Source organism: Dyadobacter sp. CY323, from assembly GCF_021390245.1.
GTDB lineage: Bacteria > Bacteroidota > Bacteroidia > Cytophagales > Spirosomataceae > Dyadobacter.
Genome location: NZ_JAJUXH010000002.1, coordinates 28,963 through 49,715, shown reverse-complemented (window position 1 = coordinate 49,715; position 20,753 = coordinate 28,963). Strand labels below are relative to the sequence as shown.

22 protein-coding genes and 1 pseudogene are annotated in these 20,753 nt (G+C 41.5%); 14 read left to right on the top strand and 9 right to left on the bottom strand.

From position 1 onward, the window contains the following. Positions 1–267 precede the first annotated feature (267 nt). Both LZG72_RS03565 and LZG72_RS03560 read right to left on the bottom strand, forming a co-directional pair. A complete protein-coding gene (locus tag LZG72_RS03565; protein WP_233867630.1) occupies positions 268–1,278 on the bottom strand; it encodes a FecR family protein in 1,011 nt (336 codons plus the stop codon). A gap of 12 nt (positions 1,279–1,290) precedes the next feature. Continuing rightward, positions 1,291–1,848: an RNA polymerase sigma factor gene (locus LZG72_RS03560; RefSeq protein ID WP_233867627.1), complete on the bottom strand. Its 558-nt coding sequence runs from the start codon at positions 1,846–1,848 to the stop codon at positions 1,291–1,293. A 650-nt stretch (positions 1,849–2,498) separates the two neighbouring features. Here LZG72_RS03560 and LZG72_RS03555 point away from each other — a divergent pair. The 6 genes from LZG72_RS03555 (at position 2,499) to LZG72_RS03530 (ending at position 8,687) form a co-directional block, all read left to right on the top strand. Next, positions 2,499–3,926, top strand: a complete 1,428-nt coding sequence (locus LZG72_RS03555) for a site-specific integrase (protein WP_233867624.1) — start codon at positions 2,499–2,501, stop codon at positions 3,924–3,926. Positions 3,927–3,931: 5 nt separating this feature from the next. Next, the gene (locus LZG72_RS03550; RefSeq protein WP_233867621.1) at positions 3,932–5,275 is read left to right on the top strand and encodes a hypothetical protein; all 1,344 of its coding nucleotides are present in this window, start codon (positions 3,932–3,934) and stop codon (positions 5,273–5,275) included. 93 nt (positions 5,276–5,368) lie between these two features. Further along, complete coding sequence (locus LZG72_RS03545; protein WP_233867618.1) at positions 5,369–5,647, top strand: AlpA family transcriptional regulator; 279 nt, start codon at positions 5,369–5,371, stop codon at positions 5,645–5,647. 3 nt (positions 5,648–5,650) lie between these two features. Beyond that, positions 5,651–6,808 carry an AAA family ATPase gene (locus LZG72_RS03540; protein WP_233867615.1) on the top strand — a complete coding sequence of 386 codons (1,158 nt, stop codon included), beginning with the start codon at positions 5,651–5,653 and terminating at the stop codon, positions 6,806–6,808. An 88-nt stretch (positions 6,809–6,896) separates the two neighbouring features. Then, positions 6,897–8,180 (top strand): DUF6965 family protein, encoded by a 1,284-nt coding sequence (locus LZG72_RS03535; protein WP_233867612.1) that lies wholly within the window; start codon positions 6,897–6,899, stop codon positions 8,178–8,180. A 138-nt stretch (positions 8,181–8,318) separates the two neighbouring features. Then, positions 8,319–8,687, top strand: coding sequence for a hypothetical protein (locus LZG72_RS03530; protein ID WP_233867608.1), 369 nt, complete (start codon positions 8,319–8,321; stop codon positions 8,685–8,687). A 277-nt stretch (positions 8,688–8,964) separates the two neighbouring features. Here LZG72_RS03530 and LZG72_RS03525 read toward each other — a convergent pair whose 3' ends face one another. Further along, entirely contained in the window at positions 8,965–9,285 is a 321-nt protein-coding gene (locus LZG72_RS03525) for a hypothetical protein (protein WP_233867605.1), read from the bottom strand. A 99-nt stretch (positions 9,286–9,384) separates the two neighbouring features. Between LZG72_RS03525 and LZG72_RS03520 the strand changes: the two genes are divergently transcribed. After that, a complete protein-coding gene (locus tag LZG72_RS03520; RefSeq protein ID WP_233867602.1) occupies positions 9,385–9,618 on the top strand; it encodes a hypothetical protein in 234 nt (77 codons plus the stop codon). Here LZG72_RS03520 and LZG72_RS03515 read toward each other — a convergent pair. From LZG72_RS03515 to LZG72_RS03495, 5 genes are all read right to left on the bottom strand, one after another. After that, on the bottom strand, positions 9,615–10,097 hold the full coding sequence (locus LZG72_RS03515; RefSeq protein WP_233867599.1) for a hypothetical protein: 483 nt from the start codon (positions 10,095–10,097) through the stop codon (positions 9,615–9,617). The genes LZG72_RS03520 and LZG72_RS03515 overlap by 4 nt on opposite strands. 86 nt (positions 10,098–10,183) lie before the next feature. Beyond that, positions 10,184–11,041 (bottom strand): SOS response-associated peptidase, encoded by an 858-nt coding sequence (locus LZG72_RS03510; RefSeq protein ID WP_233867596.1) that lies wholly within the window; start codon positions 11,039–11,041, stop codon positions 10,184–10,186. Between the two features lies 1 nt (position 11,042). After that, positions 11,043–11,297 (bottom strand): hypothetical protein, encoded by a 255-nt coding sequence (locus LZG72_RS03505; RefSeq protein ID WP_233867593.1) that lies wholly within the window; start codon positions 11,295–11,297, stop codon positions 11,043–11,045. Positions 11,298–11,339: 42 nt separating this feature from the next. Then, positions 11,340–11,852 (bottom strand): hypothetical protein, encoded by a 513-nt coding sequence (locus LZG72_RS03500; protein WP_233867590.1) that lies wholly within the window; start codon positions 11,850–11,852, stop codon positions 11,340–11,342. A gap of 1 nt (position 11,853) precedes the next feature. Further along, on the bottom strand, positions 11,854–12,042 hold the full coding sequence (locus LZG72_RS03495; RefSeq protein ID WP_233867588.1) for a hypothetical protein: 189 nt from the start codon (positions 12,040–12,042) through the stop codon (positions 11,854–11,856). 175 nt (positions 12,043–12,217) lie between these two features. Here LZG72_RS03495 and LZG72_RS29395 point away from each other — a divergent pair, with 175 nt between their 5' ends. The 7 genes and pseudogenes from LZG72_RS29395 to LZG72_RS03470 all read left to right on the top strand — a co-directional run bounded on the left by LZG72_RS29395 (position 12,218) and on the right by LZG72_RS03470 (position 18,583). Next, on the top strand, positions 12,218–12,385 hold the full coding sequence (locus LZG72_RS29395; protein WP_409017662.1) for a DUF6965 family protein: 168 nt from the start codon (positions 12,218–12,220) through the stop codon (positions 12,383–12,385). A 786-nt stretch (positions 12,386–13,171) separates the two neighbouring features. Beyond that, entirely contained in the window at positions 13,172–13,678 is a 507-nt protein-coding gene (locus LZG72_RS03490; RefSeq protein WP_233867585.1) for a transposase, read from the top strand. Positions 13,679–13,877: 199 nt separating this feature from the next. Continuing rightward, positions 13,878–14,171 carry a transposase gene (locus tag LZG72_RS29390; protein WP_409017661.1) on the top strand — a complete coding sequence of 98 codons (294 nt, stop codon included), beginning with the start codon at positions 13,878–13,880 and terminating at the stop codon, positions 14,169–14,171. Between the two features lies 1 nt (position 14,172). Further along, positions 14,173–15,003 (top strand): annotated as a pseudogene (locus LZG72_RS03485) (KilA-N domain-containing protein); the annotation flags it as partial. 144 nt (positions 15,004–15,147) lie between these two features. Then, complete coding sequence (locus LZG72_RS03480) at positions 15,148–16,971, top strand: class I SAM-dependent DNA methyltransferase (RefSeq protein WP_233867579.1); 1,824 nt, start codon at positions 15,148–15,150, stop codon at positions 16,969–16,971. Continuing rightward, positions 16,958–17,950 (top strand): restriction endonuclease subunit S, encoded by a 993-nt coding sequence (locus LZG72_RS03475; protein WP_233867576.1) that lies wholly within the window; start codon positions 16,958–16,960, stop codon positions 17,948–17,950. The genes LZG72_RS03480 and LZG72_RS03475 overlap by 14 nt, the downstream gene beginning before the upstream one ends. Positions 17,951–18,319: 369 nt before the next feature. Further along, positions 18,320–18,583 carry a hypothetical protein gene (locus tag LZG72_RS03470; protein WP_233867573.1) on the top strand — a complete coding sequence of 88 codons (264 nt, stop codon included), beginning with the start codon at positions 18,320–18,322 and terminating at the stop codon, positions 18,581–18,583. Positions 18,584–18,705: 122 nt separating this feature from the next. On the opposite strand, the gene LZG72_RS03465 is transcribed toward LZG72_RS03470, so the two are convergent. Continuing rightward, the gene (locus LZG72_RS03465) at positions 18,706–20,127 is read right to left on the bottom strand and encodes a hypothetical protein (RefSeq protein WP_233867570.1); all 1,422 of its coding nucleotides are present in this window, start codon (positions 20,125–20,127) and stop codon (positions 18,706–18,708) included. Positions 20,128–20,753: the final 626 nt, after the last annotated feature.

Here is a 20,753-nt window from a genome sequence, read left to right as displayed (position 1 = left end):
CAAATTGACGTTTGAGTGATGTACTCTCAGAAGCCGGCAATGTTGACGCATTGTCGGCTTATTCATTTTTCGGGCAATTTTTAGTGGGTTTAGGAATTATGTTAAATCAAATCGGACTGGGTTTAAGTGAATAAAGGTTACAAAATTGATCATTCAATGTTATCTGTATGTTAACGGGGTTTGATCATTGGTTTATGATTTCAAAAAAAAGTCCTGGTCGCTGCGCGGATATCGGATGATAAGTCTTGCATTCTCTGGAACTTCGCATTAACGGGTTGCATTACATCCGCTTCCCGACACAAAAATGGTCGTTCCGCGAATCTCGTACTCCGCATTCACGACGCCGCAAACCATATCCAGCTGCCGGTACATCGAAAGCCCATTCAGATCACCGGTAAAAGCGCATTGTTCCAACACAGGATTGCCGACCAGGATCTCCACCCCATATGCGTTTTGCATCATCGTCAAAACTTTCTGGATCGTTGCTTCTTCGAATTGGAAGTCCGAAATCGTCGGATGCGGCAGGATTACCTCCGGCGCGTCGACAATATCCTGCCGGATGGTCTTGCTTTTGGTATCATAAAGCACTTTCTGATTCGGTGTAATGATCACCCCGTTTTTCTTCCTTCCGTTGGCAGGATCCGTTGCGTACACTGAAACCCGTCCGGATTTGACGGATACCTCGATGGTTGTGCTGCCGCTTTGAGGCTTGATCCGGAAACTGGTTCCCAATACCTCCGTAACGAGGTCGCCGGTATGCACCAGAAAAGGCATTTTGGTATTGCGTTTGATATCAAAAAATGCTTCCCCGGTCAAATAAACGGTCCGCGTTCCTTTTCCGTAATTTTCTTCCGTAACGATACTCGCATTCTCAGCCAATGTGACCAGGCTGCCATCCGGCAAAGTGACCTTATGCTGCGAATGGCCAATATTCTTGGTTTCAATTCCCTGAATGGACATTCGGGATGCGGGTAGCGGGCCGACTTCCCTGGTAAAATAAAGAACCGAGATCAGCAATGTAAATGAGGCTGCCACACCGGCCCAAAGCCATTTGCTATGTAGCCAAAGCCGTTTCGTGGGTACCAGCGCATCGGACTGAATTTTGTCCCATAACAACTGCTCCGTCTCCATAGCCTCCGACTCCGCTGCGAATGGGCGGTTCGCATCACTTTGCGCGAAATGCAGGTCGGACCATTTCTGCAGCATAGCGATTTCCTCCGGCGAGCAATTTCCCGCGAGGTATTTCTCCGAAAGGATATCAAATTCATGATGTGTCATCGAACCGGGAGATTAATTATCTGAGTGAAAGCCCTGCAAATGCTGCCGGAGCATTTTCAGGGACTTGGTAATGTGATACTCGACGGCTTTGTCTGTGAGATCCATTTTCAGAGCGATTTTTTTGACAGGCATTTCGTCGATCTTGCTCATCCGGAATATGGTCGCCGTTTTTTCCGGCATCTTTTTCAGCACGCTTTCAATGGCGGTCGATAGGTCATTTACATTAAAAATCTCGTCGGAGTCAATAGACTCAAAAACCTGATGTAAAAGCTGGTACTCCCGGTATTTTCGCAGATTGATCTGAGACTTGATGAATTTGTTTGTCAGGTTCCGTGCGGCGATGAAAAGATAAATCCTCAGGTGCTGGATCTGAGAATGCCCGCGATTCTGCCAAAGACTCAGCATCAGGTCATGGACAATTTCTTCTGTATCTTCCTTGGAATCAATTTGTTGGTATACAAAACTATAAAGCTGCCGCCAATACCTCTGATAGATTATCTTGAAGGCATCGGCATCATCGCTTTTCAGTAAATCAACCAGCAATTCGTCGGTTGGATCTGTATAAGACATCTGATTCTGAAATTATCTCCTAAGGTTCCCTTTCAGGTTCCAATCCCTAAATTTTTCTACATTTTTTTTTAGAAATATGCTATCGGGCCGATCTATTTTAGAAACTTTTCTGTCAAGTCGCTGACAATGAATACTGTGTCTGTTCGAAATTTTTGGAGAGAGGTTGAGGGGAGAAGAAGGGAGAACGGCCCACCTGGAATCGAATAGAATGAGCCGCCCCTAAACAAAAAAAGCACCTTGCATTGCTGCTAAGTGCTTTTCAATGTGGGCCCACCTGGAATCGAATCGCATCGGCGAACCGCAGGCACCTACTGATTATGAGCCCCAGTGGAACTGCCGTCGTGGAACAGCGGCCGCCGCGCGGTCCTCTAACCGAATGAGCCGCCCCTAAACAAAAAAAAGCACCTTGCATTGCTGCTAAGTGCTTTTCAATGTGGGCCCACCTGGAATCGAACCAGGCACCTACTGATTATGAGTCACAAAGTGTACGCTATTCCTAGTTATGTTGAATCTTTGGATGTCTATTTATAAGGGTTGACAGTCAGCAATATAGGTCAGTATCTATATTGCTGTTTACTGCTAGTTTGTGGTTGATTTCCTATATTTGTACTGCACTTTGTACTGTTCATAAAGCAGAGTGCAGTACAATCATGCAGCAGGCAACCGTCAATTTGTATTTTGATAAGCGAAGAGATAATAACACCATTAAACTTTGCGTCACGTTCAAGCGTACCCAACGTTACTTTACTACTGGCTGTAAAGTTGACCCCTCGACCTGGGAGCGGCTGAAAAAGAACGTAGACAAAGCTGCGCCGGATGGGAAGATAAAGGATGAGGATTTTTTAGAGCTTTGGACAAAGCTATGGAATGACCCTGCCAAGTTTCGGGAAGGTGTTGCGGAAGGGTATGTGATTTACGCCAGAAGAATAACTAAACGCTTAGGCGCTAATTTCGATTTCGATGTTTTTCGCGAAGCATTTGAAAAATTTGGAAAGGTGGAGGTACATCCCGCTCACACCGATCCCAATAACGTGATGAAGAAACTTCAAGAAAAGGCAGCTATCTTAACTTCCGATAAGCGTCTCGGCTCTGCGGCAAGTTACAAGGATGCCGGAATCTCGCTGGCACGTTTTATCGATTCATTTGATGATGATCAGAGAAAGGAGTTTTTGGATATTCCGAAGCCAAGCCGTCGCAACGCGGTCAAATCGGATGTAGTACTAAGGTTTGAGCATATTACGCCGCAGTTTTTGAAGGTGTACGAGCAATGGATGCTGAATTACGGAAGGGCTCCTAAAAAGGTAAACCTTAAAAAAGGCGAATTACCGGCCACTGCGTCACCTGCAACGCTGACTACGGTGGGTATCTATTGTAGACAGTTGAGGTCTGTTTTCAACGACGTTATTAGCCACAAGTTGGTAAGTCCAGATTGCTATCCCTTCGGCAAACACGGATATACAATTCCCGCTGGATCCAATCTCAAGAAAGCACTTTCGAAGGACGATGTTTTAAAGATTATCGGCTTTCAATGCGAGCCTAATTCTTTTCAACAGCGGGGTAGGGATTTATGGGTATTCTCTTATTTGAGTAACGGGATGAATATCACTGATATCTGCAGTATCAAGTGGAAGGATATTGACCGTAAGGAAAATTCCCTGACGTTTATCAGACAGAAAACGGCACGAACTCGGAAGGGAAATCAATCCCGTATTCGTGTTACGCTGCGCCCTGAAAGCTGGGAGGTGATAAACCGATATGCAACGGATAACAAGCCGGACTCCTTTGTATTTCCCTTCCTCAACGCGAGCATGACCGAACAGCAAAAGAAAATAACTGTATCGCAGGTTATCAAAATGACCAATCAGCACATGAGAGCCATTGCGAAGCTGTTAGAAATTGATACCGACGTGAGTACATACGCGGCACGACATTCTTTTGCTACTATTCTTCTTCAAAGTGAAGCGCCTATTGCCTTTATCTCTCAATCGCTTGGACACCAAAATATTAGCACGACGCAAGCCTATCTAGGGTCGTTTGACGATGAAAAAACAAGAATGTATTTGAATGCTCTACTATAATAAAAATGAATCACGAATTCCTCATCAAAACAAGAAGAGCCTGTATTAATCTTGATAAAGTCACCGAGGCGATCACACGTGAACTTGGGAAGTTGCGGTTTAAATTAGCGAAGGAGGCGGAAGCGATAATATTGCATGACAGGGTAACAGGTAAAGCATATTTGAGTTCGAATTTGAAAGAATTGTTAATTGAGGAGCCACATGTTGAAACAAAAGTTAAAGCACGACTACGAGAGCTTGAACAGGAGGGATTTGACGATTATGCGACCATTTACGCCAATACCAAAGAAGTAGCTCATGTCGTAGCAGATGCTATCTCAGAGCTGTTACAATTGTTAAGAATCTATTATCCAGAAGAAACTGGAAGTTTTCAAGTTTATATGCGGCGGTATCTGCCGTTTGATATCACATTAAAAAACCTAGGCGATAATTCCCTAACAGAAAGGTATTTTGACGATGAGCGCAGTAACGAACAAATATTCTTATCTAAGATAATTGCAAATCCAGCTTCTCAAACAAAGTTTACAAACGTGGATGAACTCGTTACGTCGATGGTAAACCAAGCTGCTTACGAATTTGATAAGTATAAGGATTTAATTGAGGCGGAGATTGAGGCGTTTCCAACGGCAACCAACCAAGTATTCAGTCGCGAATTGCAGAAAGCTATGAACGACTATAAATCTATAGTTCATGGCAATTTGATCATCGATAGTGTTCTACGTGATTCTGATAAGTTTGGAAAGGCGTTCAAGTTATTAGCAAATACAATCGACCATTTAGAAGGCGATGAGCTTACCAACATATGCCGTCTGACGATAAAGCGACTTGTTCTGCTAAGAAAGATCGATTTTTTGAACTTTTCTATGTCGAGGGATATCTTGCCAACACCGCCAGCAGTTCTCACTAACCAAGAAATCGAAACTAGAGATTTTGCCGCCGGGCAGGTGATTTCTAAAGTTCAGGATACCAAGGAGTCAGTTGAGAATATTTTACAGCCACTTAGCGGTTCGTGGAACCGGAACGAGAAGATTAAATCTGAGATATTCTTGGGGGTCATAGAGGATGTGCATTTCTTGATCCGTGAGCAGAGGATGCCTGACGTGGTGCAAGAGGTGAATTATACCGGTTTTCCTAACGAGTTTGTTCGCAAAACTTTTGCGATTTTATATAATAAGTTCTTTCCTAAGCGGAGCAAACAGAGCCGTGAACTTATGATCAGATATATTCATTCAGCCTATAAGCAATTCGCAAACGTATCGGAGTCGACAACGAACAAAAAATTCACGACGTATTTATCCAATTACGAGATCGACAAAGGAAGAATCACCTATTCGGTGACTAAGATTTAAGCTAATCACCAAAATCACCAATCTCACCACTAGTCCACCTCTTTTTCACCTATAGATCACCATATTTCTTTGTCATCATAAAATTAAATTCAGATGATGACAAAAACATTCACATTCGAGCAGCTCCCTCAGGCGGTCTATTCGCTAACCTGCGAGGTTCAAGAGTTGCGTAAGTTAATTGAAAGTGCTACTCCCGCCCCGAACGCTGAGGAGATCTTAGACCGTAAGGCCGCCGCCAAATTTCTGGGTATTGCGGAACAAACGATTTACCAGATGGGAGATAGGTTGCCACGGCGTAAGCGGTTCGGTAAGCTGGTTTTTTTAAAATCGGAGCTGGAGGAGTTTATCATTAAGGGAAAAAAAGAAAGGTAAGCAATGGAAACAAAGCGTGAAATACCTTTCGATCTCCGCCAGAATGAGGAGGTTGGTAACTTGGCAATTAGCCCAATGTTGAGTTTAAAGCAAATGGCCGATGCTATCGACCTGGAAACTCTAGGCTTTCAACACTGTACAAATGAATCTCAGCCGGAAGCCGAGGGTTTAGAGGCATTTGAAATGTACCGGATTACGGATAAAACAGAGATTGATCCACCGGTACCTGTAATTACCATTGCAGGTGAAATAATTAGCACCGAAGGGAATATTACAACTTTTAGCGGGGCAAGTAAGGCAGGGAAGAGTGCCTTGACTGCCATTTGTATCGCCGGTGCAATTTCTGAACCTGGAATGGTTGACGGTATCAACATGCTAACTGTTGCGCCAAACTCGAAGAAAAAGGCTGTTATTCATATTGACACCGAGCAAGCGCGACACCGTCAACAAAGCACCGTCTGTTCGATCTTAAAAAGAGCGCAATTCCAAACATGTCCGGAGTATTACCTGTCGTACAACATTCGTCAAATAGACTTATGCGAATATGAGAGCAAGACTGAAGGAATTTTTGTAGCAGCAGATAAAGTCTTCGGCGGCATTCACTTGGCAGTTATAGACGGATTGGCGGATTATATCAAAGATGTCAATGATGGGGAAGATAGTAACGCGATAATAAAATTCGTAGAAGGGCTAGCGATCAAATACCGAGTTCCAATTATAGTTGTTGTGCATACAAATCCCGGTTCGGACAAAGAGCGGGGGCACCTGGGAAGTCAGTTGCAACGTAAATCTGAAAGCGTAATTTCAGTAAAGCTCGATGGTGATACTTCTTACATAGAGCCGAAATTCTTACGAATGGCGGGGAAGGGAAACATTCCGCAGCTTTCTTTCAAGTATTGCCCAATCAAACGCTACCATGTAGATAATGGTGTAATAAGCGATCCGGAAGAAAGAAAACAGAATGCCAAAGTTGATTCAATAAATAAAATCTGTCAGGCAGTTTTTTCTGGACAGGCGGCATTCACTTACGCCGACGCGATCAAAGCAATTATTGCAGAAAGCGGCAAACGTGAGTCAAGTGCCAAGGCTTTATTTAAAACTATGAAGGAAGAGGAAATGATTCTACAGGGCGTAGACAAGAATTGGAGGTTAGCGGTCTAACACCGGTATAGGTTACAAATCATACCGGTGTAAGAATATAAAGGGCATAGGGTTTCATACCGGTCATACCACTTATAAATGATACTTAATGAGTCAATTAAAACTCGACAGCCCTGGCCGTCGGAAAATAAAATATTGCCCTTGCGGTAAGAATAATCGTGATGGGAAATTTACACCCTTTACCGGTCACGATGCCTTTGGGCACTGTCACGGGTGCGACATAACACTTTTTCCGCCCGACGGCAAAGATAAAATAATTGATTTTTCTAAGTCAAAAAAATCGGAAATCAAGGAGAAAGTGCTCATTACAATCATTCCCAATGATTTGATAAAGATAAACGTGCTCGCGCCTTCACATGTAAATCTGATTAAATGGCTTGATTGCGAATCTCGGCGGAACAGAGGAGAGATTCCTTTAACAACCGATCAAGCGCAGAATATCATCAAGCGATACCGACTTCGAGGTAGTAACGTATATAGGGGTGGGGTTGCATTTATTTACATTGACATGAATTCCAATGTTCGGCAAATCAAGGTGATGGGTTATGATGCGATCACAGGTAAAAGGATTAAGGAGCCATTCCCCGAAATTATGCAGATAGGCAAAAAGATCATGGTTGAAGCTGGGAGGAAGGACGTCAACATCGTTCCTTGTTTCTTTGGCGAGCATTTGTTAGCGGGCAACAAGTCAGATGTCTATATTTTCGAGTCTGAGGCGACCGCCATTTATGCCAGTGTGTTTTTTCCAAAAGAAATTTGCATTGCGACGGGGGGTAAAAATGGCTGTAAGTGGGATAAGCCAGAGCAATTTAAAGTATTGAAAGGCAGGCGGGTTGTCTTATGGCCTGATATAGATGCCCATGAAGAATGGCAGTTAAAAGCGGAGGTGCTGAAGAAAGCCGGTGTAACCCTGCGTGTCGAAGATACGATTGTCAAGGCCGCCATAAGCCAGGCACAGGCTACCGGCGTATCTTATGAAGCATACAAAGCCTTGAAATTTGATCTTAGGGATATTCTGATTTATAAAAAACCCTTAAATAGGTGTTTAGACGCAACACAGCTTTTACCCCTTGCAGAGCCTGGATCTGCACCTGTCGACGCTGATAGTGACTTTCCAGCAATAAGGGAGACCTTAACAGAGATTAACCCAAATGTCAAATTTGATTCTAAGGAATATAAAGCTTGGTTCGATTCGGTAAACTTGCCTAATCATCCTATTAACCTGACGGAAAACCTCAGCATATATGATGCCGCCGCCTTTGTGACTGGCAGGCTTAACCACATCAACGCTTTTCAAGGACGTCCAAAGCAGGGAAATAGGATTTTATTCATCCACCAGTTACAACTTCTCAGAGACAACCTTTCAAGTTGAAATAAGGTGATCATAAATTCTATTAGCTTTTAATACCCAAATGAATAAGCAGGAGATTGTCATACAGTGAGATTTCAGTGAAGATAATCCACTCGGCTACTTGGCAGTTCCAGAAAACAACAGAAAAATACAAGAGATATGAGGGGAAAGACAAACAATCCGAACGGGAGGCCAAAAGGTGTACCCAACAAAAAGAATGCAGAACTACGCGAAAAAGTAACCGCGTTGATTGAAAATAACTGGCCGAAGGTTCAATCTGATTTGGATATGCTAGAAGCAAAGGACAGGTTGGCTTTTCTGGAAAAGCTGTTGAGCTATACTTTACCGAAGCTGCAAAGTGTTGAAATGCAAAATGATCCTCAGCCAGATAAGGAAAAGACCGTCATAGTATTTTCGATACCCGATAATGGTAGGAATGTTGACTATAAATCTTTGTCCAATGAAGAGCTTAGAAACATTGTCGCAGCTGGGGAGAAACACCTGAAAATTGGAGAAGGCGGAAGCTAGTCTCCATTCCTTTCACTCCTGGATTCATTCACAATTCTAAGGTAGGCGGATAACCGGCGCGCTGCTTATCAGCAATATATTGCTAACTTTTGCCCGTCCCAGTTACTGCCAGCCCTTGATCGGTTAATTTTCTTTTTGCATGTTTTACATAGCAGAAATTCGATATCTTGAGGGATCAAATGGGAGGTCTATTAAAAGGATTTATAAGACATAGGGCGAAGATGAAATTAAGCGATCAGCACGAAGAGATGATTGAACTAACTTCTAATGACTCCGATCAATTCGTTATTTCTACCCTAGCTTCCGGATGCAAAACACACTGCGTAAAGAGCTCTTCAAGAAAAGCAACGAAGTTATCGTAGGTACCCCAACCGTTCGGATTATCTAAATTCTTATACTTATCCGGGTCGGCTGCCAGTTCCGCTAGTCCCTTAGAGACTGGCTTAATCAAGTCTGCGCCGGTTATGATATTTTTCTCTTTCCACTTCCAAAGGACGTCGTAAACACCGACCTGCATGGCCAACTCCCGATTATTATGAGTAGTGCCACGGATATCAATCTGCTTTTCTCCATCCTGTAAATACACTTTTAGTCCCATTATTGTATTTAGTTTTTGCTGCAAGTTGCTTACTTGCGAATATTAAACGTTTTCACGAATTTCCCATAAATTATCACATTTCACTCAGCTGATCTCGATATGGCACTTGTCCTCATAAACAAAGAAAAATCCACCGAAACGGAGACTGTCTTCGGCGTCATAGAGCTTGATGAAGGACAGGAATTTTATGTCGCAGAGTTTGATAAAGTACCAGTTGTGCCGCATCTCCCACAGACATATGACCTGTTCGACGAAACGGAGACATTAGAAACCCTAGAACGCAGTTACAATGTTTCACTGGTCGACTATGTTCTTACTCCGTTAAGTTCCTAAAATGCGGATCTAGAAGAAGCGTATTTGGCTAATCTTCGCTCAACATACTCACTCAGCTTTAATTCTTCACCTGGGAGCACATCAGTGTAAAAATTCTGAAGTTCATGCAGGTATTCAATGCCGTATAGTATGCCGTCGTTTTTATTAAATCCGCATAGTTCTGCCTGGTCCGAATGTCGCTTGATTATATATCCGCGGTGCGTGGGTGATGAGAAATCCGCCGTGAGGTCAGACCAATCATTAGTAGGATTTCGATCTATTATATCCTGAACTTCTTTGGGAATTACAGTTTTATTTAAGTCAGATTTTACTAGGTCAATAACATCATTGACGTAAAGGAAGGCGTGAACCATGGTAAATCCAATCTGCTCAGGCCTAAGACCGATTGAATAGAAATCCCAATCGTCGAGACTTGCCCATATATCTTCTCCAGTGTAAAGATCTCCAACAGCTACGCCTGAGTTAGTTACTTCGATCACTTGGCCAATTGACCTGCTTTTACTCTTAATGTCAACATAATTACCGGGTCGTAAATCCCGAAACTTACTATTTCCTAGATTCATAATTAGAAAAGCGACATTTGAGACGCATTGGATTCTCCTGAATTGAATATTCCGGCAAGCTCCGGATAAGTTACCGGATATGGATCCTCTCCTGTGAACTGGAATTTCTGGTTAATCGAGAACGCCTCCATATGTTCTTCTGGAAATTGAAAAACCGCCAGTTTATTAATACCTTCTTGGTCTATGTCGGACATCATCCATTCCCAAGCCAGTTGATCTGGTAAGATCGTCGGCATCCTTTTTTTTGAGTTGTGTATCTTCGCCGCCAAAGGATTTGCATTGGTGGTGACCATAGTTAACGTCTCGATCGTTTCACCTGTGTCTTGATCCGTCCATGGGTTCCATAGTGCTGCCATATAAAAATACTCTCGATCTTTTACTTTAATGGCAAACGGATATTTATCTGGTGTTTTGAGTGGCTCACCTGTTCGTTTGTTCGTCCGATAAACATGGTGCCATTCGTAGTATTGATTAGAAATGATCAAGCAACGTCGATCGAGCGCCGAATCATAATAGATTTTTTTCTTGTTAGTCTTCGGATTGATCCAGAATAGCTCTTCACCACGCGCATTCTCAGTATCGTATCCGGTCTGGAATGTACCGTCTTGTTTCTTGTAACCGTTCTCAAATTTTTTTACTTGTTCCATATTGACAATACCGTCAGGGATAAATCCCCAGCGCATTGTAGTAACATCAAAGTCGCTTTTATCAGCATTTGGCTTTAAAACAACCATCTGAGGCGACTCTGGCCCTAGTACGGTCGGCCTTTTAAGCTCTTGTATATCAGCTATATATTTTTCAAGCTGCATCAGCTCGATGTATTCCGCTTTCGTTACTTTTTGCCCGTTGTAATAACACATATTATTGTTGATTTTGCTGTTGCTGAAAGTAATTGACAATCACTTTTCCAATTGGTAATGCTTCTTTCTGTCTGCCCTCCGGTATTGACATCCATATCTTTTGCCCACTGGCAATGACTGATCGACTCATGAAAAGCCTCGGTCTGCCATCAGGAAAAGCAACTTCGAAAACCTTCCGCTCATTTGTCGTATGGATTTTAACATCGAGTTTCATTTCCCCCCAATCCATTTGGAATTCGTCCGGTAGAACAATCATGGCCTATTAATTTTGTACCAAAGTAAAAAATTATTTCAAATCCTATCCTTTAAAGTTCTCAGGGTCAGTGATCACCTTCAAACTTTCAATGGTTGTCGGGTGGTGCATTCCCTGGTAAAAGGCGAGCGTGTGTTCAGGACGGGTTTCACTTGGCTTGTATGTTTTGCACTCTAATCTCTGGCCGCGCAAATATGTCTTGACTTCCGTTATCTGATACAAACCCTCAGGAACGCAAAAAGGCGCTTCATTAGTATCGGGTACCGTGTGACGAACGTATCGTCGTGCCAGATCCTTGTCACACGGGATCATCCAAAAGTCGAATATGTTTTCGATTGTCATTAAAATACTTTTCCTAACTTCTTCCAGTTTAAACTGACGCTTGTATTCTTGCCCGATCTTGACCTGCATAATCGTAGTCCCCGTAGCATACGGGTTTTCCTGACGTGCAATATAAGTGGGACAGTTTAGGCATTCCACAAGGGTACCCCTCTCAAAGAATACAATGTTCTTTACTTGGAGGTCACCGCCAAAGTAATCGCTTCCCCAGTGTGCCATGTCAGTTCATCCACTTTACGCATGTATCAATTTCCCATTTGTCTGTAAACTTGAAAGTCACCACATACGTAGAGCAGTTTTGGGCGCACATATAAAATTGGCCCAGGTAGCAGCGGTTTTCGGGCGTAACCACATTGAGATGCGGCAAGGCGGTTGAGAGGAAGTAATCCCTGTTTTGCTGAGTAGTCATTTTTAGCTTATTGATGTTGATGATATCATAAATTTGACATCAATAGTATCAATTTAATATTTTTGTGTCAAGAACCGAAAGGGGGAAATATTCAGAAACCCTGTTGGAAGTATTTCAGCCCAATAAATTTCAAAAGACTATCTACCGTCGAAGATCAGTACGGAACAGTATTAAGATGACGATAGCAGAGCTCAAGGAATGGTATGAAGGAAAGGAGTTGCCAACAGGATCAATCATGATCAATCAATTCAGGACCATTGGGGATGCCAAAAGATTTGTTGATCTAGAATTTGAAGTATTGACGGAAATCCAAATTCTAAAGCGCACGACTCCCGTCGGCTAAGGCTAATGGAACTAAAAGATTGGTTGGAGAAATATTATCCTGGTTGAAATGATAAGCCAATTTTGCCTTTCCTCTGTTGACGGGCACTTAACTAATATTGATTAACACTTTACTGATGTTGTGATATCAACCTTCCGTCTCTCACATAAAAGACGAGGCGTCAGCTTTTCGTATTTACATGGCATAAGCATTATCTTTTGGTTGTTGCGAGTTTGCAAAACGATTATTTCATCAATCATCTAAAAGTATTTCGTCAAATATGCTTGTACTGCTTTTTCGTATTCCTCACTGCTTTTTAGCTTTTTAGAGTCGTCAGCAGAGAACTCAAAGAGCCTATCAGTCAATTCGTCGTGCATGTAAAATAAGAGAGATCCGCTGCGAGTGTAGATTTTCAGCGTCATGATTTGGGGCTTCAACCAACCCAGGTGCGGCATGTAGAAGTCAATATCGAATTTCTCAATCTCTTTGATGAAGGTGTAGCCGTACAGGGACATTGCGTTTTTTACTGCATAAATAGGTAGGGGGAAATAGCGAGACGAAAGCAGTGAAGAAATGGCTAATGTGAATTATTCAACGGTCAATGACTCGGTGCAGCAAGACTCTTTGCAACATTCCGGGGAATTCATTTACAATTTTGACATGATACACAGAGAGTTGGGACGATGGTTGTCATTAAGATCAATCGGAACTTTTAACTTACCCCTCCCGTAACAACATACTAAATTAACCCAATATATTTGTTTGACCCAAAATTTGTCGTAATTTTAGGTCAAACAAATACCAAAATTGACCGACAGCTTCAATAGTCTGCTTGATCTAGTCACATATTTTGACACCGAAGCCAAGTGTTTGAAGTATTTAGAATCAAAGCGCTGGGACGTTGCTCCAACATGCCCACATTGCGGACATTCAAAAATTTATCGTTTTTCGGATGGCAAACGCTTTAAGTGTGCATCATGCCGTGAGCAATTCACGGCAAAGGCTGGGACTATCCTTGAAGATAGTAAAATACCTCTAAGGAAATGGTACATTGCTATCCACCTTGTAACTGCTCACAAAAAGGGAATCTCCTCTTATCAACTAGCAAAAGATCTCGGTGTAACTCAGAAAAGTGCTTGGTTTATGCTTCAGAGAATTAGATTTGGCTTAGGCTATAATGGAGATACTAGCGAGCGCATGGAAGGTACCGTTGAGCTGGATGAAACTTTTGTATGTGGCAAAAACAAAAATCGTCATGCAGACAAAAAAGTAAAAATTCTCAAGGGCGGAGCTTTAACGGTAAAACCCCATTGATCGGTATGCTTCAAAAGGAGGTTTCAGAGATAGTTGAAAGACCCCATAAAACGATCTCACAAAGGCTGTTAAGAAGAAAATCGTACTTAAGGAATCCATTGTCAGGTGTCGGGTTGTTGCTGATACCAAGTCAGGATCACTTCAATCGATCATTAAGAGCAACATTAAACCGGGAAGCACCTTGATCTCTGATTAATGGATAGGCTATCATGGTTTAAATAGTGACTATGAGCACCGAATTGTTGGTCATCAGAAGCAGGAGTATGTTAATGAGAACGGTGATACCACAAACACGCTCGAAGGATTTTGGACTATTTTTAAGTGGTTACATATCGGAATTTATCACATTATGAGTAGAAAACACATGCAGTTTTATGCAAATGAGGTAGCTTTCCGATACATTACCAGAAAGCTTAAAGATGGCGTTCGATGGAACTATGCAATGGCCTTTATCGGCGGATCAAATAAGTACAATGAGTTAACGGAAAGATAATATGTCAAAGGATAAGATAATAAATGTCCAAGGGTACGAGATCCGGGTATCCCTAGTCAACAATGAAGATTTCATATCACTTACTGATATGGTTAAAGCTTTTGATGATGGTAATTCGTTGATAGAGAAGTGGATAAGGAACATAAATACCATTGAATTTCTTGGGGTTTGGGAAAGTATGTATAATGGAGATTTTAAACTACCCGAATTCGAGGAGTTTAGAAGTAAGGCGGGACTCAACTCATTTACATTGTCTCCCAAGAAATGGGCGGAATTCACAGGAGCTATCGGAATATTTTCTAAGTCAGGTAGACATGGAGGAGGAACATTCGCTCACAGGGATATTGCTTTTGAGTTTGGATCTTGGCTTAGCCCTCAGTTCAAGCTGTTTTTGATAAAGGAGTTCCAGAGATTGAAGGAGCTGGAAAGCAATCAGTACAACTTAGAATGGAACGTCAAAAGAGTATTAACCAAAGCTAATTATGCTTTACATACAGAAGCAATAAAAGAGTATATCCTTCCGCAGCTAAACATAGAACACGATAAAGAATGGATTATTTACGCCAATGAAGCAGATCTTCTGAATGTTGCTCTTTTTGGTTGCACAGCAAAAATGTGGAAGGAAGCCAACCCAGCTATATCGCAAAAGGTCAAAAACATGAGGGACGTAGCTAGTATCAATGAATTGACTGTACTCTCTAACCTTGAAAGTTTAAATTCAATACTCATCAAAAATAATGTCGATAAGCGAACCCGATTTGACCAATTAAGGATGGTCGCTGACGCCCAAATGAAATCGCTTGAAAAGGTAGATTTCATGAAGTCGCTCAAGCGGCTAACAAACGACACATACATTAAAGAAGGCAACTCTAACGCGTCAATCAGTGAAAAAGCCTCCGAATTTGACGGCAGCTTTGGGGGTGCTATAAGTAAAATATCGAAAGCGGGAAAACCAAAGTCAAAATAATTGTAAAGCATGGCTAACGAGCGTAAAACGGAGAGAATAGTAAGGAATCACTTTGAAAAATACACAGATATATTAATTGAGGAGCAAAAATCTGATAACCCAAAAATCGACAAATTATTAAAGAATGCTTCGAAAAGAGGGGATCGACACGGGAGTCCAGAGTTTATTATTTCATACAACACTAAAAGTGAGTTTATTATAGTCATAGAATGCAAGGCGGATGTGAGAAAACATCAAAGCGCATCGCTTGATAAGTACGCGGAATATGCAGTTGATGGATCTTTATTGTACGCAGCTTTTTTAGCTAAGGAGTTTGATGTACTTGCTATTTCGGTAAGTGGTGAAAACTTATCAGAACTTAGGATTTCGCATTTCCTGCACATTAAAGGAGAGCCAAAAGCGATTCCTTATTTCGGCGATGTTCTACTATCTCCGGAAAATTACTATGAGAAATACAGGAAAAGTCCTGAAAAGTTCAATCAAGAGTACAGTGCGCTGCTTGCTTATTCTAAAACATTGAGCGACACCTTGCATTCCATAAAAATTAAGGCGTCGCAACGAAGTTTATTGATTAGTGGAGTGTTGATTGCGTTAACGGATAAAGGTTTTGCTGTCTCATATAAACATCATAGCCCAGACGTTCTAGCCAAGCTCTTAGTTAGCACAGTTGTCAACCAATTAAAGAAGGCTAACCTCAGTAGCAATAAAATTGACAACTTAGAAAATGCATATAGCTTCTTGAGGACACATACCGCTCTTTCCACTATGGAGGAGGTGTTATCAGATCTGATACAAGACATTGATAAACACATAAATAGTTTTGTAAAGACCTATCAATATTTTGATGTTTTAGGCCAGTTCTATATCGAGTTCTTGCGATACGCGAATAGCGATAAAGGGCTTGGTATCGTCCTCACGCCCCCTCATATTACTGAGTTGTTTTGCGAATTAACTGATTTGAATAAAGATAGTGTTGTTTTTGACAACTGTACGGGGACGGGCGGCTTCCTTATAAGCGCAATGAGTAAAATGGTTGCAGACGCTAAGGGTGATAATGATAAGATAAGACATATTAAGGAGAAACAACTCATTGGAGTAGAATACCTTGACGATATCTTCGCACTTGCTTGCTCAAACATGTTCATTCACGAAGATGGAAAGACTAACATTATAAATGGAGACTGTTTTGATAAGATTGTTATTGAGCAGGCGAAGCAATACAATCCAGAGGTAGGTTTCTTAAATCCGCCATACAAAGCAAAAAAAACAGATATCGAAGAATTAGAGTTTGTAATCAATAATCTAAACGCTCTTCGGCCAAATGGCACATGCATAGCAATTGTCCCGATGTCATGTGTTTTAGCTACAAAGAAAGGATCAAAGCTTGAGACAAAAAGACGGATACTCCAAAAGCATACGCTAGAAGCGGTCTTTTCTATGCCGGACGAACTGTTCTTTAACTCTGACGTAGCTGTCGTTACGGCCGTGCTTGTCTTAACAGCACATCGACCACATCCTTCATCTAAGCAAACATTTTTCGGTTATTTCAAAGATGACGGTTTTGTGAAGCGGAAAAATCGAGGCAGGATAGATGCTTTAAACAAGTGGGAAAACGTAAAATTACAATGGGTAGATTCGTTCCGAAATAGGATCAGTAAACCAGGTTTAAGTGTGACCAAAGTAGTCAGACCAGAAGATGAGTGGTGCGCAGAAGCCTATATGGATACGGATTACTCGATGCTAAATGAAGACCACTTTAAGAAGGTCATTAGAGATTACTCGTCATTTTTAGTAAGGAACGATATAATACAAGATATTGATGCAATTTCGTGAATTTGAAATAGTGGACTTATTTACGGTTTCGGCTGGTAGGACTACTAAGCTATATGAAATCTCGAACGGCAAAACACCCTTTGTAAGTGCCACGGATAAGAATAATGGTATTTCCGCATATATTGATGACGAACCGACATTCTCCAAGAATTTAATAACTATTAGTAGAAATGGATCGGTTGGAGAAGCATTTTTTCAGCCTCTACCTTTTTGCGCCTCCTTAGATGACGTTCGAGTCCTAACACCGAAGGGATTTAAACTTGATGTTCTGTCAGGGATTTATTTCTGCACACTAATTAGGCAAGAGAAATTTAGATACAATTATGGTAGGAAATTTGGCACAGAAAGAATCAAAAACACCAAGGTGCTTCTACCAGTAAAAAATGGAAGTGTCGACTTGGGCTTAATTAAAATGGAAATGGCTAGCCGTATATCAAATAGTTCAAAAGCGACGAGTACTTTATTTCATAAAACTTTCAATACCAAGCCTATCCTTTCTGTGCGAAAAAATCTGGGCGATGCAGTCTGGAACCCTTTTCCCATCTCAACCTTATTTGACGTTAAGAAGGGAAAACGACTAACAAAAATGGATTTTGTGCCTGGATCGTTGCCTTTCATAGGTGCAATTGATTCCAATAATGGTTACAGAGAGTTTATCGGACAGTCTGCTATTCATACGGGCAACACCATTACGGTAAATTACAATGGTTCTGTTGGAGAAGCATTTTATCAACCTGATGCGTTTTGGGCTAGTGATGATGTTAATGTATTGTATCCTAAATTTGAAATGAACAAGTATGTTGGGCTGTTTATAGCCGCAATCATAAGACAAGAGCAGTTCCGGTTCAATTATGGGAGAAAATGGGAACTTGCAAAAATGAAAGTACATAATATAAGGTTACCATCATTGGACGGTAGCCTTGATGTTGTGTTTATGGAACAGTATATGCAATCACTTGATTACTCTGCGGCAATTTAGTAAGGGGTAAGTCTCTCTATTTTGCCATTCTTTATTATGATGTTGGATCTTAAATGCATAGGAATAAGGGTTTCCTCATCGACTATTAGTAGCCCGACAAACGGGAATTTCATATTAAAACGAAGCGTAATATTGTCAGATAAAGCAAAGGGTATGTCTCCGAGCTGAATATGACGTGACGTAATAAGAAAGTAGTGATTATCTTTACCTTGATAATATGCTAGAGCCAGGCCGTCAACATCTTCTGTAAGAGACCTGACCAGTGACAAAGCGAGTTCTTGTGACGCGTCCATAGTCCTTCGTTTTTTACAAAGTTAGTAAAAGGAAACTATTAGGCTGTTTTTCTTTTAACTATCAACTCAGCGAAAAATGACCAAAGAACAGGCGGAGCAATTGGCCCTCGAAGCTGGAACATTTCTCAAGAGGCGTAAAATATCGTCTTTCCCTCACCCACAAGGTTTAGGAGAAGCTATTATAGCCGATCTGCATTTTGTCGGAACAAAAGAGAATATTATCAATGGAGAGTACTTCCCATTAGGTGTTTGGCAAGACGGTAAAGGGAAATACTCGACGGAGGATTTATCTGATCTACTGAAATTTTTCAAGAACAACCCAGAAAAGGATCAACCCTAGTAGGACACTTCAACCTAAATCAACCATCTAGTTAGGGGTAATTTAGTATGTTGTTACCATATTTAAATTGCTCGCTTGCGGTCGGAACTAGTACCGAAATGGAAATGGTCGCTTAATCAAAATCATTTTTTTATATAGACGACGGCTTGTTGTTCCCGCCAAGACACTAATCCATAGAAACCACCAGACGAAGCTTCACCTAAAACTAACCCATAAGAAAGGTCGGCACCCTCCAGATCTATTTTCCTGACGTCTTGAATTTCGCCGTCAGACGAGAAACTTATTAGATTATACTGATCCAATCTACCTATCATTGCGAAGCCGCCATCATTAGAGCTAATAATTCTGGCACGGTCTCCTTGAACCTGTTTTTGCCATAGAATTTCGCCCCTATTACTTAGTTTCATATAGTTTATTTTGTTAGTGGTAGTCGCTGAACCAGTAATTAGGACTACCGATCCATCGGGTAATGCTACCATACTTCCACCACTTATGAATGAACGATCCCACTCTTTCACACCATGTCTATCAATTTTAACTATCCAGAAATCATAGTAGCTATTTGTGTCATCTGATTTATCGCCTGATTTACTAGACGCAGAGGAGCCAGATAGTATATAACCTCCATCAGTTGTGTTGACTATATTCGATAAAGACTCTTCTGCATCACCTCCAAGAGTTTTGTCCCATTCCTTTACACCCTGAGAGTTGACTTTTATAATCCAATAATCAGTAAGGGTGTAATTACGGTAAGCCATATTGTTTTTCGGCGGCTCTGACTTATCTATACCAGCTAAAGATGATGAAGATCCGCCAATAATGTAGCCACCATCCTGCGTATTAACGACCGTAGTCAGCCGATCATAACCAGTTCCGCCAGCGTTTCCACCTCCGGTAAAGTTTTTCTCCCAGAGCTTCTCGCCCTTGGCAGATATCTTTGCAAGGCCGTAGGTATAATCAATTCTGTCGGCTCCTATTACATATCCTCCGTCATTTGCCTGTACCACAGAATTGAGGTATCCATTTCCAACACCAGTCTCATTCTTCCAGATAATCTTTCCAGACTCATCTAAGCTAACGATGTACCTGAATCCAACGACGATACATCCGCCACCCCTAGATTCTGTTATTGCCCTAAAAGTAGTGTCCGTATATTGTCCGATTTCTTTGATCCATACCTTATTGAAGTATCCTACTTGAATAGTTTCACTACGAGTTAATGTTATTCTTGTCTTGCAAACGGTCTCAACGATAGCGGTAATCCTATATTCTCCACTTTTAGAGAAACTTTGTGTAATTAAATTCTTACCGTTTGTTTCGATTTGTAGCGTCTTATCCGGACTGATAATTGTCCATTGCACCTTTCCTACGGATAAACTGTCTGTTCCGACCAAAGCAAACGTGACGGCATCATTAGACACTGCTGCTATTGCAACCTCAGTAGGCGTGAGACAATCATTAGATGGCTTAATCTCCTTGTCCTTTTTCCTACACGCGGCAAATAAGATAACAAGTGCAATGTAAATATTTAAGCATTTCATCATGGTGAGGAAGTATTTAATATCAAAGATAAATTAATTGTGAAACTTAATGTGTTACAGATGAATGTTGTCTATTTTGACGGAATATGAGCGCGTTCGGTCGATGATACCCACAGTTTATGTTCTCAATTTGCACCAGCCTCATAAGAGCTCAACTACTTACTTCGACTCTGTTCGTACCTTCATATCGTGTGGTCAAGGTCTCTTACAGCCAGATTGTCGGGACTATGCAAGGGCTGGAGCTCTGTTACTAATCTTTCGATAATGCCACTGAAATATAAAACTTGAATTGTATCGTCCCAAAAATCACGTCGAAGGAACGCCATTATCATACGATCTGGCTTTACCAAATTGTGCAGCCCGGCAAGCATAAGAAATATCTCAAAGAAATTTCAGACCGCTGACCACTAATTAAAATAATTTCTTCCCCAACCCATTAAAGTTGCGATATCATCTGTTAGGCTTTCAAATTTGGCTTCTAGGTCCAAAATGCTGATCTTGATCTTCCGCAAAAGGCTATCGATTCAATTGAATTCCTAGGGCGTTTTCCTATCAAGACAGAACTGGTAGATACTTGAACGAAAGGCATCATTCCGCCAGCTGAGTACGATAGGAGAGCGGTTGTTGGT

Bases quoted from the DNA above. Each gene is read 5' to 3' on its own strand.
- LZG72_RS03480 (WP_233867579.1), top strand. From the start codon at position 15,148: ATGGCTAACGAGCGTAAAACGGAGAGAATAGTAAGGAATCACTTTGAA.
- LZG72_RS03510 (WP_233867596.1), bottom strand. From the start codon at position 11,041: ATGTGTTATTACAACGGGCAAAAAGTAACGAAAGCGGAATACATCGAG.
- LZG72_RS29395 (WP_409017662.1), top strand. From the start codon at position 12,218: ATGACGATAGCAGAGCTCAAGGAATGGTATGAAGGAAAGGAGTTGCCA.
- LZG72_RS03520 (WP_233867602.1), top strand. From the start codon at position 9,385: ATGGCACTTGTCCTCATAAACAAAGAAAAATCCACCGAAACGGAGACT.
- LZG72_RS03500 (WP_233867590.1), bottom strand. From the start codon at position 11,852: ATGGCACACTGGGGAAGCGATTACTTTGGCGGTGACCTCCAAGTAAAG.
- LZG72_RS03470 (WP_233867573.1), top strand. From the start codon at position 18,320: ATGACCAAAGAACAGGCGGAGCAATTGGCCCTCGAAGCTGGAACATTT.
- LZG72_RS03475 (WP_233867576.1), top strand. From the start codon at position 16,958: ATGCAATTTCGTGAATTTGAAATAGTGGACTTATTTACGGTTTCGGCT.
- LZG72_RS03505 (WP_233867593.1), bottom strand. From the start codon at position 11,297: ATGATTGTTCTACCGGACGAATTCCAAATGGATTGGGGGGAAATGAAA.
- LZG72_RS03465 (WP_233867570.1), bottom strand. From the start codon at position 20,127: ATGATGAAATGCTTAAATATTTACATTGCACTTGTTATCTTATTTGCC.
- LZG72_RS03530 (WP_233867608.1), top strand. From the start codon at position 8,319: ATGAGGGGAAAGACAAACAATCCGAACGGGAGGCCAAAAGGTGTACCC.
- LZG72_RS03545 (WP_233867618.1), top strand. From the start codon at position 5,369: ATGATGACAAAAACATTCACATTCGAGCAGCTCCCTCAGGCGGTCTAT.
- LZG72_RS03560 (WP_233867627.1), bottom strand. From the start codon at position 1,848: ATGTCTTATACAGATCCAACCGACGAATTGCTGGTTGATTTACTGAAA.
- LZG72_RS03540 (WP_233867615.1), top strand. From the start codon at position 5,651: ATGGAAACAAAGCGTGAAATACCTTTCGATCTCCGCCAGAATGAGGAG.
- LZG72_RS03555 (WP_233867624.1), top strand. From the start codon at position 2,499: ATGCAGCAGGCAACCGTCAATTTGTATTTTGATAAGCGAAGAGATAAT.
- LZG72_RS03550 (WP_233867621.1), top strand. From the start codon at position 3,932: ATGAATCACGAATTCCTCATCAAAACAAGAAGAGCCTGTATTAATCTT.
- LZG72_RS03565 (WP_233867630.1), bottom strand. From the start codon at position 1,278: ATGACACATCATGAATTTGATATCCTTTCGGAGAAATACCTCGCGGGA.
- LZG72_RS03495 (WP_233867588.1), bottom strand. From the start codon at position 12,042: ATGACTACTCAGCAAAACAGGGATTACTTCCTCTCAACCGCCTTGCCG.
- LZG72_RS03525 (WP_233867605.1), bottom strand. From the start codon at position 9,285: ATGGGACTAAAAGTGTATTTACAGGATGGAGAAAAGCAGATTGATATC.
- LZG72_RS03535 (WP_233867612.1), top strand. From the start codon at position 6,897: ATGAGTCAATTAAAACTCGACAGCCCTGGCCGTCGGAAAATAAAATAT.